We start from the raw sequence: 12,652 nt of genomic DNA, 5'->3' as shown, positions 1-12,652 counted from the left end.
ACCTTGAAGCAACTCTTGGAACGGTTGACACCTTTCAAACTGGCATTGTATTGCACGGATGATTGGGGCGCTTATGAGCGTTTATTGCCTGAAGATAAGCATTTAATCACTAAGCGCTACACACAAAGCATTGAACGGCAAAACCTGAATTTGAGGATTTGGATTAAACGTCTAGCACGCAAGACGATCTGTTTTTCTAAGTCTATCGAGATTCATGACAAAGTCATTGGAACCTGTATCGAAAGACGCTTCTTCAACTCCTTTAAATCATGACCCAAAAAATTAAGCTAACTTATTACTTTTAACATTATATGAACTTTTCACATGTTATGATGCCATTTTTTGTAAAAATTTGGAAGTACAACTTTATACAGGGCAGGGCAGGGCAATCGCTTGAAAAAATCACGTCTGATTTCACAAGACCTGCTCCAAGAAATCAATCGACCAAGTGGCCTGTTTGCGTCTGACTTTAAACGGGTCTTGCCAGATACTTGCCGTAGTAGGTTGGTGATGACATGCCGCACGATGGTCATGTTATTAGCGCCATATCCCGCTCGGACACGGGCATCGTCTTCTTTGAATAAGACATCCAGAACACTCTGAAATGGTTTGATCTGGCCAGATAATCTCGGACACCTCAAGATGCGAGAGCTTTAGCCTCAAAGTCCACGGGACTAAGATAGCCAAGTGGACTGTGCAGGCGGTTACGGTTGTAGCCTATTTCAATATATTCAAACACAGTTTGCTTAATGTGTTCACGGGTGGCAAAGCGTTTGTTCTGGTCAAGTGATTTAGGACACCTGTTTAAGAGTCATTTGTTCAAAAGCCACTGGCGATAAATCGCCATTGGCGGTATGTAATCGTTGGTGGTTATAGTAGCAAATATAGGCTTGTACATCCTGAGTCATTGCTGAACGTGTGGGGTAAGTTATATTTTTTAACCACTCGTGTTTCAGGCTGTCGAAGAAACGTTCGACCACGGCATTATGATAACAAGCGCCTTTGCCACTTATGGATGGTTGAATCCCGTGTAACGCGCGTGTTTGCTGAAATCGCTGGCTGGTGTATTGTGATCCCCGATCCGAATGAAACATCAGCCCTGACGAATGGTTGGGTTGTCGTAATACTAAGGCGTGGTGCAACGCTTGTAACACTAAATCGGTGGTGATATGCACCGACAATGCCCAGCCAATGAGGCGTCGGGAATGTAAATCCATCACGATAGCCAGGTAGTGCCAGCCTTCACAGGTACGCAGATAGGTGATGTCCCCCGCCCACGCCTGATTGATACGGTGGGGATTAAATACCCGATGCAGGTGATTATCGACGACGCCGTGTGACGGATCACGCACGGTGGTCGCTTTGTCTGCCCGTCGTTGCTGAACCGTCAGATTCAAGATTTTCATCAGGGTACGAACCCGATAGCGTCCCACCGTAAAGCCTTCTTGGCGCAAGGGTTTTACTAAACCACGAGAACCCAAACTGTCCCGACTCTCGTCAAATAAGGTCTTCAACCGAAGACGTAAACGCCAGACGGTGGAGTTTAACGGCTTCGACTGTGCTAACGATGTCCGCCAGGCATAATAGGCACTACGGCTAACACCCATCACCCGACAGGCTAAGTGGGTCGGATAAGGCTTCGATAACCGTTTAATAAAACGATACTTTACTACATGTCTCGCGCCAAGAAGGCGCTCGCCTTTTTTAGAATGTCTTTCTCCCACTGAAGTTGTTTTACTTCACGGCGTAAGCGTTCCGTACGCTCCTCCGTCTTTAATACCTCATTCACACTACCAGTCTGTGTATACTGCTGCTTCCAACGTTGCCGATTCTTCACACTCGTGCCCACCGCTTCGGCGGCTTGCGTCATGCCATATGCCATACCCTTGCTCCATGACTAACAACACCGCCGCTTTCTTAAAAACTGTATCGTATTGATGTTTCTGTTTCATCTGAAATTTCCTAGATGGCATCATTACTGATCGTAAAACACCTCTTAACAAAGTGTCCGGTTCTAGTAGACCAGAACAGTTCCTAAACTCACTCAGGGGCTGACCGGCAAGCTGTTTGGCGACAAAGGCTATTTGTCTAAAAAACTCTTTGAAACCTTGATTGAACAAGTCTTACAGCTCATTACTCGTGTAAAACGTAATATGAAAAACCAACTGATGCCCGTAGAGGATAAAATCCTCCTGCGTAAACGCGCCTTAATTGAAACCGTCAATGATCAGCTCAACAATATTTCACAGCTAGAACACACGCGGCATCGCAGTGTCGCTAACTTTATGTTCAATCTCCTCTGTGCGCTCATTGCTTATACCTGGCAACCTAAAAAGCCATTTCCTACAATGGGCTACTGAATTACACATGCTTTGTGTGTGACTCTTATGCAAAACTCACGTTAGTTACATTTCGCTTCTTAGGCTATCCGATTTCGCTGGCAGGGATCGCTAAAAAATAATCACAGATTTTTTTTGTGATGGAGTGTTTAGTTTTATATTCGACATCCAGATAGATAGGGCTTGAGTTGCACTCCAGCATAACGTACTTACCTTCAGATGTTAGGCGTAGATCAATGCCGGAGAAGGTAAGGCCGAGTGCTTTTACAGCATTGCGGCATTGTTCGGCGACTGCCTCGGGTAAAGGTTGTTCAACATATTGTGTCAACCCCTCTTGGTAGCCGGGGGCATTACGGAAGTCGAGCAAGCCTTCCGGTACATTGATGATGACGCTAGAGACAATTTCGCCATTCACAATGGTCACGCGTACGTCTTTACCGATGATGCGTTCTTGAAAGATGGCAGGGGCGGCATGTAGGCGCTCGAGAATACCTTGTTCTAATAGGTGATTGGCTGAGACGGTTAACGAGCCTCCCGCCGCTGGTTTGGCGATACATTCGGGGTAATTGTTAATAAAGGCACGTGCAGCTTTTGCATCATTGGTGATTAGGGTAGCGGGCAGGGTACAACCAGCTCTTCGCATCGCCTGAATTTGGAAGGCTTTGCGGCGCGAAATAATACTTTTGCTCGGTGCATTTAGCATTTTCACGCCATGTTGCTCCAGATGAAGTAATAAGCCTAATAGCGTATCGGAGCGGTCGCGTTGTAAACCAAACTGTTGATACCATTCTTCCCAATTAATGCTGCCATGGGGGTGCTTATAAAAAGCCTCTTCGGTTGGAAATTCAGGAGCATTAGCACTGAGTATGACACCCTGCACGTGGTTAGCAGGAATGGGGTAGTCAGCCCATGTAATATAATCATCGCTCCAAACTAAAGGGGCATACTCACCATTCCGACCATAAGGGTCAAGATTGACCACGCGTGCGCCACGAGCCAACAACATATTAATTTGATGTGCAGTTTGTGGTTGGTTGGCATAACCAACTACTAAAATGAGTGGCTCAGTCATAAACAAGGTGTCAGGTAATGGATGAAGGCTCTATTAAAGCAAAGTAATGCTAAGGCTAGACTGAACAAAAATCTTACTAAGGGGAAGTTAAGACCTCGGTTGAAGGTTTGTTTCAAAAAACAATAGATAGCTGTCTCAAAAATCCGTATGACAAGTTTACGGCTAATTGCTTATCCCGCGTTTTATCTAAGCACGGGATAAGCTTATCATGAGTTAGGGGCAAGCCTAATTTTCGCCAAAAGCAGCTAGAGTTCCTATATGGCGCGAAGGTGGTAGACTACTGCTCTCTTCCTCACCGTGAGCGCGAGTAGACCAAATCGGGGTTGGATGAAATCCTCCATCCTCTTCACCAACCGCAAAAGTGGTTGCCATAGGTGGTCTTGGAGGAAGCCCACCATCCTCTTCGCCAAGAGCTTGAGTCGTCACACGCGGCTCACAATCACCATTGCGAATGCAGCGTAGCCAATCTTTATACATAGGTGGCAGGTAGCGATGAGCGCCGCCAAATGGCCCGCAGAAAAAGTCGTTGCAGCCATAACGATGGTCGTCGATTGGGCGATGGCGTGGTCTATCAGCTAGGTCGCGATGGTTAGGTGCATAACCACGGGTACGTGGAATTTCGTAATTAAAAATCCCGCTCATAATGTTTTATTCCTCTAAGTGATTTTACCAAGCGTCTCTAAGTACAGGCACTTGAGCTTTCTAGAGTTTGATATAAGTCACGATGAGTATTTGCGTTGTATTGTGTTCGATAATTATTTTTGGATGGTGACCCTAGCTAAATTCAAGAAAACTTTGAGCGCATTACATTAAAGTTTATTGAGAGGTCAAAATTTACTATCTCAGGGTTGAAGCTTAGCGCTAACAAAAGATGTTGAGCAAAGTCGTGGGTTATTAATGGTAGGTCTAAGGCGATGAAGCTTCTTTGGCGTAAAGATTAAAGAGTGGCCGGGCAGAGAAGACGAGGAGACGGCGTCTTGATGCTAGGAGGAGTCATTCACTCTGCCCGGTCTCTTGATGTCAGCGTTACTTTTGCAAGCAGGTTTAGTATTAAACACACGACCTTGCTAGAAACTGAGCAAAGAATAACATAATTTCAAAGAGTTATGGATTGGAGGCTAAAGGGCGCTTTTTGCCGTCCGCATCAATAGCGACATAGGTGAAGTCGGCTTCAGTTACTTGATAATGCTCGCCTTGAGAGGTTTTTACCCAGACTTGTAGGTGTAGGGTAATAGAGGTAGTACCCGTATGAAGTAGTTTGCCATAGCAACCCACTGTGTCTCCCACATGCACAGGATGCATAAATTTCATAGCATTAATACCAATGGTCACCACGCGGCCTTTAGCCAATTCTTTTGCTAAAATGCCGCCGGCAATGTCCATTTGCGATAAAATCCAACCACCGAAAATATCCCCATTGGGATTGGTATCACCGGGCATCGCTAAGGTTCTTAACAATAAATGCCCATGTGGTTTAGTAGTATCGCTATTCATGCCCGTCGCCATGTCGTGTGACCTGCCTTATCTTCCAAAATAACGCCCTGAGCCTTTAATTCATCCCGAATGCGATCTGATTCAGCCCAGTTTTTGTTGGTGCGTGCTTCCAGCCTTTGTCTAATCAAGTTATCAATCGTAGCATCTGACAAGCCAGTGGTTTGGCTTCCACCCCGCAACCAAGCTTCTGCCTCTTCATCCAGCAAGCCTAAAATACCAGCCAGATACTTTAAGGTTGCCCCTAAATTTGCAGCTTGGCTTAGGTCTTCTTGGCGTACACGATTAATCTCACGTGCTAATTCAAATAATACTGAGATGGCTTCTGAGGTATTAAAATCATCGTCCATGGCAGCGCGGAAACGCTGTTCATAGTCACTGCGTGCTAATACTGTACCGACTGGCAAATCGCGCAAGGCTGTATACAAACGTGTCAAGGCGGCACGGGCATTGTCCAAGGACTCATTGCTATAATTCAGTGGGCTACGATAATGGCTATTCAGCATGAAATAGCGAATTTCTTCTGCTTTGTAGCTTTGCAACACATCGCGAATCGTGAAGAAATTATTTAAGGACTTAGACATCTTTTCATCATTGATCCGGATAAAACCGTTGTGCATCCATACATTGACATAAGTATGTCCGTGGCAGGCTTCGCTTTGAGCAATCTCATTTTCATGATGTGGGAACTGTAAGTCATGCCCACCCCCGTGAATATCAAAATGATGCCCCAGCAACTCCATCGACATGGCTGAGCATTCAATATGCCAGCCAGGGCGACCGTTGCCCCAAGGAGAATCCCAAGCAGGCTCGCCAGCCTTAGCCGCTTTCCATAACACGAAATCCAAGGGATCATCCTTCACTTCATCAATCGCAATGCGTTCGCCCGCACGCAGATCTTCTAGTTTTCGCCCCGATAATTTGCCATACCCTTCGAATTGCGACACATCGTAATACACATCCTGATTGCGTCCCACATATGCAAAACCTTTTTCAATCAGGGTTTCGATGATTTGAATCATGCCTGCAATACTTTGTGTGGCTCGCGGTTCATGCGTGGGTGGCAGAATTTTCAGTGCGCGCTCATCTTCGTGCATAGCATCAATAAAGCGTGACGTGAGGGCTTGAAAGGGTTCCCCATTTTCATTCGCCCGCTTGATAATTTTATCGTCAATGTCCGTAATATTACGCACATAAGTGACTTGATAGCCAGCGGCTTGTAGGTAGCGGTACACCATGTCGAATACCACCATCACGCGCGCGTGTCCCAAATGACAATAGTCATATACCGTCATGCCGCACACATACATACGAATTTTATGGGGCTCAATCGGGATAAAGACTTCTTTACGGTTGGTGAGGCTATTATAAATATTCAACATGATTTTGATTTTTAGACAGTTTTGGGGAAGAGGTTAGTCGACTAGCTTAGTCAAGATGCTAGCACCTTGGCTTAAGGTTTTATGGACTGGGCAGCGATCTGCAATGTCTAATAAGCGTTGGCGTTGTTCTTCATCTAAGTTGCCGAGTAGCTTAATATCGCGCTCAAACACACTGTTCTTATTAGCATCTCGGCTATGCCTGAGTGAAACAATCGCATTCTCTAACGGCCATTTTTTGCGCTCAGCGTACATTTTGATGGTCATGGCCGTGCAAGCACCCAAGGCGGCCTTGAGGTATTGATAGGGGGCTGGGCCTGCGTCATTGCCACCGAGTGGAATGGGTTCATCCGCGATCAGTTGATGATTGCCTGCTTGAATGGTGCAACTATAACCCTCGCTTTGACGCAATTGCACAACAACACCCAGCGGATCTTTGGTCTGACTCATCACAGTCTCCCTCTAAGGATTAGTTAAAAGTGGGTTTGCACCTGAATTTTATATGGTAGCGGAAAGGTCTAAGTCCTGCTAGGGTGTTGCAATACGCTATTGGGGCTAATAGGACTATCAGCAGTGAAGCAAAGGTATGTTATCTACTTTTATCAAATCGTATGGATATTGGTTATGAGTTTTGGACTAAGTGCGTGTGCCTCCTTGCAAGTACCTGTCGGGGAAGCTAAGCAGCCCATTCAATTGCTGAATCAGCCTGTTTTTAAAGCCAGTGATGGTACACTGTTATATGGCAATCATTGGCAACCTGAAGGTAAAGCGCGTGCGCACATTTTACTATTTCATGGCTTTAATGAATATGCTGGCGCATTTGATCAGGTTGGTAAACGTTTTGCCAAACAAGGTATTGCGATGTGGGCGTTTGATCAGCGTGGCTTTGGACGTTCGCCCTATCGCGGCTTGTGGTCTAGTGCGGAACGTATGGCGCAAGATGCTCGCGAAATGACTCGTTTACTGCGTAGCACTTATCCAGACACACCCTTGTATGTGATGGGGATGTCGATGGGGGGCGCGGTCAGTTTACTCGCTGCGGGGCGCAACACAGGTTTAGCGGCAGACGGTCTGATCCTAGAAGCGCCGGCGGTTTGGACGCGCGCTACACAGCCTTTTTATCAGCGTTGGGCTTTAGATTTTACCTTGAAATTTACGCCAGGCTGGTCACCTTCTGGTGAAGGTTTGAAAATACAAGCTTCCGATAATATTGCGATGCTCACAGCGTTGGGGCGTGATCCTTGGATGTTGCGTAAAGCGCGTGTGGATACCTTGGCAGGCTTAGTCGATTTGATGGATAAGGGATTTGAGGCAGCAGATGAGATTAAACTGCCTACCTTGCTGTTGTATGGGCAAAAAGACGAGTTAGTACCAGAAAGACCGATTAATTTATTGTGGGAACGTTTACCGAAAACGTCAAACACGCAGCAGATTCGTTATGAGAATGGGTGGCACATGCTGTCACGTGATCTACAAGGGGATAAGGTGATTAGCGATATAGTCGCTTGGATTGAGCGTGGATCACGGAAAGAAAAAAGGCTAGCTAAATAAGTGCTAGCCTTTAGTAAAGCCGAAAAAATTTGATTCTAATTAATTAGAAAACGGCTCTAAGCAAATTGCCAACTAAACCTGCGCCCCATGGATTGTAAGGTGCAGCAGGATAAGCCCAAGGGTTAGGTGCATAGGCTGGCGCGTACGGTGCAGCATAGGGGTTATAAGCCCAAGGGTTAGGTGCATAGGCTGGCGCGTATGGTGCAGCATAGGGGTTATAAGCCCAAGGATTAGGCGCATAAGCCCAAGGATTGCGCCATGGGCCTGGATAACCCCAATGGTTAGGGCCGCCCCAACGGTTGTGACCCCAATGGTTAGGACCTTCCCAACGATGATCACGATCTGGACGGGGTGCGGGCGCTGGAGCCGGTGCTGGTGTAGCCATGAGTATCTCTCCTTATTGCATTAGTTTTGTCGCCTTAATATAAGGCAGATTAATCAATTGCTATCTACATAAATAGGTGAACTGAATTTGTTGTCCACGTGTTGATTTTCAACAAATTAGTGCGCTGGGGAATTAGAGCAGTGATTGCCGAGCGTTAATTAACGATGAACAGTCAATAGTATTATGAGTAAGCAATTACTATTAAGCTGGTAGTTTTGTTGAGCTTGTAATTTTTGAATGATAAAAAAAATAAGGCTGACATAAGTCAGCCTTATAATTTAACTGAAACTTAACTTTATACTACAGTACGCTGATTAGAATTAGAGGTAGATTCAGCATTAGCTTGGTTAGATAATCTATTAATGATGTTAATGATGTTAACATCTTGTGGTTCATTCCAAGCGCGAGGGCCCCAAGGGCGATTATTATTACCCCAGTTATTAGCATTCCATGGACGATAGCTATTCCAGTTATTGTAACCCCAAGGGCGATCCCAAGTGTTATAACGACCCCAAGGACGGTCGTGTCCCCAAGCTGGGCGATTCCAATGATTATTGCAGCTTACAGGTCCCCAAGCGTCATAACCACAAACTGCTGGTGCTGGGCGATAAGCGCCGTATAAAGGATAGGCCATGAGTTTATCTCCTTATTCCATTAATGTTTTTGCTTCTATAAAGCAGATTAATCAATATGCTTTATTCCTTAATGATGAGCCTCCGAGGAAACTCATGACTGAATATTTAACGTAAGTGATTGAATTCGAGAATCCATCATAGGATTATTGCGGTTTAATTAGCGACGAACTGCTATCTTTTTATTATAAATTTTTCTAATTAAAATTAATTTATTTATAATTATTAATTTTAATAAATAACATTTTTGGAGACAAAGTAATATAAATTATTTTCGGTTTTTAAGTACGTCAGCGCTTATAGCTTGAATTTGGCTCAGATTGACTCCCGTTAGCTCATAGGTCTTGCCAAAACCTGCTACATATTTGCCATTTACAGGCGTGAGTTCAAATAAACGAAAGTCCTTGAGTTCGCGCAGCAAGCTAAACATTTTGCCAAATTTTTTCTCAAATTGATCTAAGCAACTGGTGAAATCAGGGGTATCTCTAGCGAGTTCGCTAACTTCACAATTCAAGCTGAAGCGTTGGCGCGCAAATAGATTTTTGGTGTCGGCTTCATTTTCCAAGAATAAAATCTGGCACTTAGGCTTCGCTAGGAGATTGTGGGTATGGCTAGCGAGTGTGCTGATATAAATATAATAACGCTGTTGTTGGGCGAGATAAGGGGCATAGCTTGCTTCCGCTTCGCCTTGAGGATTAACGGTTGCCAAAATCAGGCTGTCAAATTGACTTTTAAAATTTTCGCACGCTTGCAAAACAGCGTTTAACTCAGTCTCGGTATCCATCCATATTAGCCTTCAATCTTAGCTATAAGTTAGATTATCCTTATAGGATGCCATATTTACAGTAGCTTAGAGCATTTTGCTGATTTGATTGCGAGGGTGTCAAGATGAAGGTCTTTGTATTAGGCAGCTATGTGAGTGCCCATAGCTTAACATTGTCACGCCTACCGCAATTAGGTGAGTCTTTAGAGGCGTTAGCGGTGTGGAGTGAGCATGGCGGTAAAGGCCTAAATGTAGCGGTCGGTTTGCACCGTTTGGGTGTGGAAGTTGCTGTTTTGATTGCCACCGGTCAAGATCAAGAAGGGCGTAACCTGCGCGAAGTCTTGCTACAAGAAGGAATGAATGCCGACTATGTCATGAGTTTTCCTGGTCGATCGGGATTTGGCATTGGACTAATCGGACCGAATGCACAAAACTGGATTGCTATTTGTGCGGGTGCTAATGGTTTATTAAACCCCCAGCATATCCAAGCAGTCGCTCAAACACTCCAGCAAGCGCAGTTAGTGTACGCACAATTCGAGATTCCTGAAGCGCCTATTTTGGCAGCGTTTGAATTGGCTCGTGCTAGTGGCACAAAAACATTATTGAATCCTTCACCGTGGCGTTTACCTAGTCAAGCCTTGTTGCAAGTAACCGATTATTTGATTGTGAATGAACGCGAGGCAGCTTGCTGGTTAAATTTAAGCAGTTTGCCAGAAAGTCCCCAGCTTTGGCTTAATCTATTGAGGCAATTGCAGCCATTTGAGCATTGGTCGGGGCAAGTTTGTATTGTTACTTTAGGCGAGCAGGGCTGTATTGCTTGGCGACGGGGGGACAGTGAACCTTGTCATATAGCGAGCTATCCAGTACAGGTAAGCGACGCAACAGGCGCAGGCGATGCGTTTAGTGCGGGGTTTGTGTGGGCACATGGTGCAGGTTTCGAGTGGTTAGAATGTTTAAAGCTGGCTAATGCCTGTGGTGCACAGGTCGTAAGCCGCCTTGGCGTATTGGCGGCCTTACCAAAGGTAGAGGAGTTAATGCGTTTTCGTGCGTTGTACTAAGTGCGACTCAGGACACAGGACGGCCACTACGTAAGGTAATGCGATACGTATAAGAGTCGCCACGGAAAGTACCTTCGGCATATTCCACCATTTGTCCTGTGGTAGCATAGGTTTTGCGCTTTAGTAATAAGCAAGGGGTTGGCTCAGTAAAGCCAAAGACTCTCATTTCCTCTTCATTACTCATAGCGGCTTCCATGCTTTGCTCTGCATCCGACAGCGTTAAGCAGCATTGTTCTTGCAAATAGTTATAGACTGAGCCTTCGACATCCCATTTAGCTAAAGCGGGTGCAACGGTTAGATCATACCAAGCCACTTCGCGGGTCATGGGCAGGCCATCGGCTAAGCGTAAACGTACTAACTTTAAAAAGCGTGTATTAGACGGACGATTGAAAAAAGAGGCAATCGTGCGATCAGGGACAATTTTACGCTCGATTAATTGAGTGGATGGTTCCAAACCTAATTCGCGCATTTCTTCGCTGAAACCTTTTAAACGCCCAATTTCAGGATTGATACGCGGTGGCGCTTTTACCATGACTCCAGCACGGCCATGTGTGCTAATGTAATCTTGTGAACGCAATTCATCATAACAACGGCGTACCGTGGTGCGACTTAGGTTCAAGGCTTCAGCCAAGGTTCGCTCCGAGGGCAAGCTATCGCCATCGCCTAGTTCGCCTTTTTGAATCATCTGAATGATTTGGCGCTGTAGTTGGCGATAAACCGGTTCTGAAATACGGTGATCAGGTCTTAAGCGTCGTATAAAGGCAGTACTGTCATTAACTGCATCAAGATTGAAGGGGGCGGGTGTTGATTTTTTAGTCGACGCGTTTTTCATGGTTGTGATGCCTTTTACCTAACTATCCTAACTCAATGATAATAAAATTTATCTTAAATGATACATTTAACTGAATCAATGAGCGAAAAACCGTGTCACAAGTAGGTTTGAGTGGATAGTTTAGGTTTTAATCAGCAACTGCTAAGGGTTGCTGATTGGCGCTATAAGGGTTTAGTGAAATTCAGCTAGTTCCTTAACATGCGCTGCAACACTGCGACCAAGAGATGAAGGGTCATATCCACCTTCCAAACAAGAGACAACTCGCCCACCTCCATAGTCGCGTGCAATACGACAAAGTTCATGCGTGATCCAAACAAAATCCGCTTCAACTAAATTAAACCCACCCATGTCATCTTCTAAGTGGGAGTCGAAACCAGCCGAAATCATGATTAATTCTGGACGAAACGCTTCTAAAGCAGGCAGCCAACGCTCACGCACTTTTTCACGCCACTCGGCAGAGCGAGTTCCTGCTGGCATAGGAAGATTTATAATATTAGGTGAATGGGTATCCGCGCCGGTGAAGGGATAGTAGGGGTGCTGAAAAGAAGAGCAGAATAGAACGCGCAGATCGTCACGGAAGATTTGTTCAGTTCCATCACCATGGTGCACGTCGAAATCAATGATAGCTACCCGTTGAATACCATAGTGATCCATGGCATGTGCAGCGCCAACGGCGACATTATTAAAAATACAGAAGCCTGCTGAATGTCCGTGTCCTGCATGATGGCCAGGTGGGCGTATGGCACAAAATACATGCTTGTGCATGGGATCTTCAGTCATGACTAAATCGACAGCTTGTACGGCTGCTCCAGCAGCTAATAAAGCAGCATCTAAACTATGACAGTTCATAGCGGTATCACCATCAAATACCACTGTGCGCTCATCCTTAGGAGCTAGGTCAAATACTTTATTGACATGAAATTCATCATGTACACGCAATAAGTGCTCACGGGTGGCTGGAGTCGCGTCATAATGACGAGTAATCCAGTCGACGCCTGAAGTGATCATGCGATTATTAATAGCATCTAAACGCTCGGGTGACTCTGGGTGATCGGGCGTGCCATTATCATGAAGGGAGCATTTGATGTGACTAATTACGGCTGCTGTCATGGTGTTTTCACAAGCTCTGTTATACAATATGCTGCAATGC

13 protein-coding genes and 3 pseudogenes are annotated in these 12,652 nt (G+C 45.4%); 4 read left to right on the top strand and 12 right to left on the bottom strand.

Annotation, left to right across the window (positions count from 1 at the left end; all coding sequences use genetic code 11):
- Positions 1–273: IS1 family transposase (locus A3IE_RS0106110; protein ID WP_020394719.1), on the top strand; the 273-nt coding region annotated here is incomplete at its 5' end.
- Between the two features lie 364 nt (positions 274–637).
- Here the strand turns inward: A3IE_RS0106110 and A3IE_RS22430 are convergent.
- Positions 638–766, bottom strand: a pseudogene (locus A3IE_RS22430) (IS3 family transposase); the annotation flags it as partial.
- Positions 767–791: 25 nt separating this feature from the next.
- A pseudogene (locus A3IE_RS0106105) lies at positions 792–1,973 on the bottom strand (IS3 family transposase).
- Positions 1,974–2,039: 66 nt separating this feature from the next.
- Here A3IE_RS0106105 and A3IE_RS0106095 point away from each other — a divergent pair.
- A pseudogene (locus tag A3IE_RS0106095) lies at positions 2,040–2,382 on the top strand (transposase); the annotation flags it as partial.
- 42 nt (positions 2,383–2,424) lie between these two features.
- On the opposite strand, the gene A3IE_RS20035 reads toward A3IE_RS0106095, so the two are convergent.
- From A3IE_RS20035 to A3IE_RS0106065, 5 genes are all read right to left on the bottom strand, one after another.
- Positions 2,425–3,411, bottom strand: a complete 987-nt coding sequence (locus A3IE_RS20035) for an ATP-grasp domain-containing protein (RefSeq protein WP_020394715.1) — start codon at positions 3,409–3,411, stop codon at positions 2,425–2,427.
- 225 nt (positions 3,412–3,636) lie between these two features.
- Positions 3,637–4,053: a hypothetical protein gene (locus A3IE_RS0106080; RefSeq protein WP_020394713.1), complete on the bottom strand. Its 417-nt coding sequence runs from the start codon at positions 4,051–4,053 to the stop codon at positions 3,637–3,639.
- Between the two features lie 462 nt (positions 4,054–4,515).
- Positions 4,516–4,905, bottom strand: a complete 390-nt coding sequence (yciA, locus tag A3IE_RS0106075) for an acyl-CoA thioester hydrolase YciA (protein ID WP_020394712.1) — start codon at positions 4,903–4,905, stop codon at positions 4,516–4,518.
- Positions 4,902–6,284, bottom strand: coding sequence for a cysteine--tRNA ligase (cysS, locus tag A3IE_RS0106070; RefSeq protein ID WP_020394711.1), 1,383 nt, complete (start codon positions 6,282–6,284; stop codon positions 4,902–4,904). Before cysS ends, yciA begins: the two co-directional genes overlap by 4 nt.
- Before the next feature lie 33 nt (positions 6,285–6,317).
- Complete coding sequence (locus A3IE_RS0106065; protein ID WP_020394710.1) at positions 6,318–6,731, bottom strand: OsmC family protein; 414 nt, start codon at positions 6,729–6,731, stop codon at positions 6,318–6,320.
- A gap of 174 nt (positions 6,732–6,905) precedes the next feature.
- On the opposite strand from A3IE_RS0106065, the gene A3IE_RS0106060 reads away from it, so the two are divergent.
- A complete protein-coding gene (locus A3IE_RS0106060; RefSeq protein ID WP_020394709.1) occupies positions 6,906–7,832 on the top strand; it encodes an alpha/beta hydrolase in 927 nt (308 codons plus the stop codon).
- Positions 7,833–7,875: 43 nt separating this feature from the next.
- On the opposite strand, the gene A3IE_RS0106055 is transcribed toward A3IE_RS0106060, so the two are convergent.
- The 3 genes from A3IE_RS0106055 to A3IE_RS20030 form a co-directional block, all read right to left on the bottom strand.
- Positions 7,876–8,217, bottom strand: coding sequence for a hypothetical protein (locus A3IE_RS0106055; protein ID WP_020394708.1), 342 nt, complete (start codon positions 8,215–8,217; stop codon positions 7,876–7,878).
- 295 nt (positions 8,218–8,512) lie between these two features.
- A complete protein-coding gene (locus A3IE_RS0106050) occupies positions 8,513–8,851 on the bottom strand; it encodes a hypothetical protein (protein WP_020394707.1) in 339 nt (112 codons plus the stop codon).
- A gap of 266 nt (positions 8,852–9,117) precedes the next feature.
- Positions 9,118–9,633, bottom strand: a complete 516-nt coding sequence (locus A3IE_RS20030; RefSeq protein WP_020394705.1) for a HugZ family pyridoxamine 5'-phosphate oxidase — start codon at positions 9,631–9,633, stop codon at positions 9,118–9,120.
- Positions 9,634–9,737: 104 nt separating this feature from the next.
- Here A3IE_RS20030 and A3IE_RS0106035 point away from each other — a divergent pair, with 104 nt between their 5' ends.
- Entirely contained in the window at positions 9,738–10,670 is a 933-nt protein-coding gene (locus A3IE_RS0106035; RefSeq protein WP_020394704.1) for a ribokinase, read from the top strand.
- A 7-nt stretch (positions 10,671–10,677) separates the two neighbouring features.
- Here the strand turns inward: A3IE_RS0106035 and A3IE_RS0106030 are convergent, their stop codons facing one another.
- Complete coding sequence (locus tag A3IE_RS0106030) at positions 10,678–11,502, bottom strand: GntR family transcriptional regulator (protein ID WP_020394703.1); 825 nt, start codon at positions 11,500–11,502, stop codon at positions 10,678–10,680.
- Between the two features lie 171 nt (positions 11,503–11,673).
- The gene (locus tag A3IE_RS0106025) at positions 11,674–12,612 is read right to left on the bottom strand and encodes a histone deacetylase family protein (protein WP_020394702.1); all 939 of its coding nucleotides are present in this window, start codon (positions 12,610–12,612) and stop codon (positions 11,674–11,676) included.
- Positions 12,613–12,652 lie beyond the last annotated feature (40 nt).

This window comes from Thiolinea disciformis DSM 14473 (genome assembly GCF_000371925.1).
GTDB classification, from domain to species: Bacteria; Pseudomonadota; Gammaproteobacteria; order Thiotrichales; family Thiotrichaceae; genus Thiolinea; species Thiolinea disciformis.
The sequence above is the reverse complement of the archived record's forward strand: the minus strand, read 5'-3'. Positions and strand labels throughout refer to the sequence as shown.

What these genes read in the sequence shown, in the direction of transcription:
- A3IE_RS0106030 (WP_020394703.1), bottom strand. Translation starts at nt 11,502, where the DNA reads ATGAAAAACGCGTCGACTAAAAAATCAACACCCGCCCCCTTCAATCTT.
- A3IE_RS0106035 (WP_020394704.1), top strand. Translation starts at nt 9,738, where the DNA reads ATGAAGGTCTTTGTATTAGGCAGCTATGTGAGTGCCCATAGCTTAACA.
- yciA (WP_020394712.1), bottom strand. Translation starts at nt 4,905, where the DNA reads ATGAATAGCGATACTACTAAACCACATGGGCATTTATTGTTAAGAACC.
- A3IE_RS0106065 (WP_020394710.1), bottom strand. Translation starts at nt 6,731, where the DNA reads ATGAGTCAGACCAAAGATCCGCTGGGTGTTGTTGTGCAATTGCGTCAA.
- A3IE_RS0106050 (WP_020394707.1), bottom strand. Translation starts at nt 8,851, where the DNA reads ATGGCCTATCCTTTATACGGCGCTTATCGCCCAGCACCAGCAGTTTGT.
- A3IE_RS20035 (WP_020394715.1), bottom strand. Translation starts at nt 3,411, where the DNA reads ATGACTGAGCCACTCATTTTAGTAGTTGGTTATGCCAACCAACCACAA.
- A3IE_RS0106055 (WP_020394708.1), bottom strand. Translation starts at nt 8,217, where the DNA reads ATGGCTACACCAGCACCGGCTCCAGCGCCCGCACCCCGTCCAGATCGT.
- A3IE_RS0106025 (WP_020394702.1), bottom strand. Translation starts at nt 12,612, where the DNA reads ATGACAGCAGCCGTAATTAGTCACATCAAATGCTCCCTTCATGATAAT.
- cysS (WP_020394711.1), bottom strand. Translation starts at nt 6,284, where the DNA reads ATGTTGAATATTTATAATAGCCTCACCAACCGTAAAGAAGTCTTTATC.
- A3IE_RS0106060 (WP_020394709.1), top strand. Translation starts at nt 6,906, where the DNA reads ATGAGTTTTGGACTAAGTGCGTGTGCCTCCTTGCAAGTACCTGTCGGG.
- A3IE_RS0106080 (WP_020394713.1), bottom strand. Translation starts at nt 4,053, where the DNA reads ATGAGCGGGATTTTTAATTACGAAATTCCACGTACCCGTGGTTATGCA.
- A3IE_RS20030 (WP_020394705.1), bottom strand. Translation starts at nt 9,633, where the DNA reads ATGGATACCGAGACTGAGTTAAACGCTGTTTTGCAAGCGTGCGAAAAT.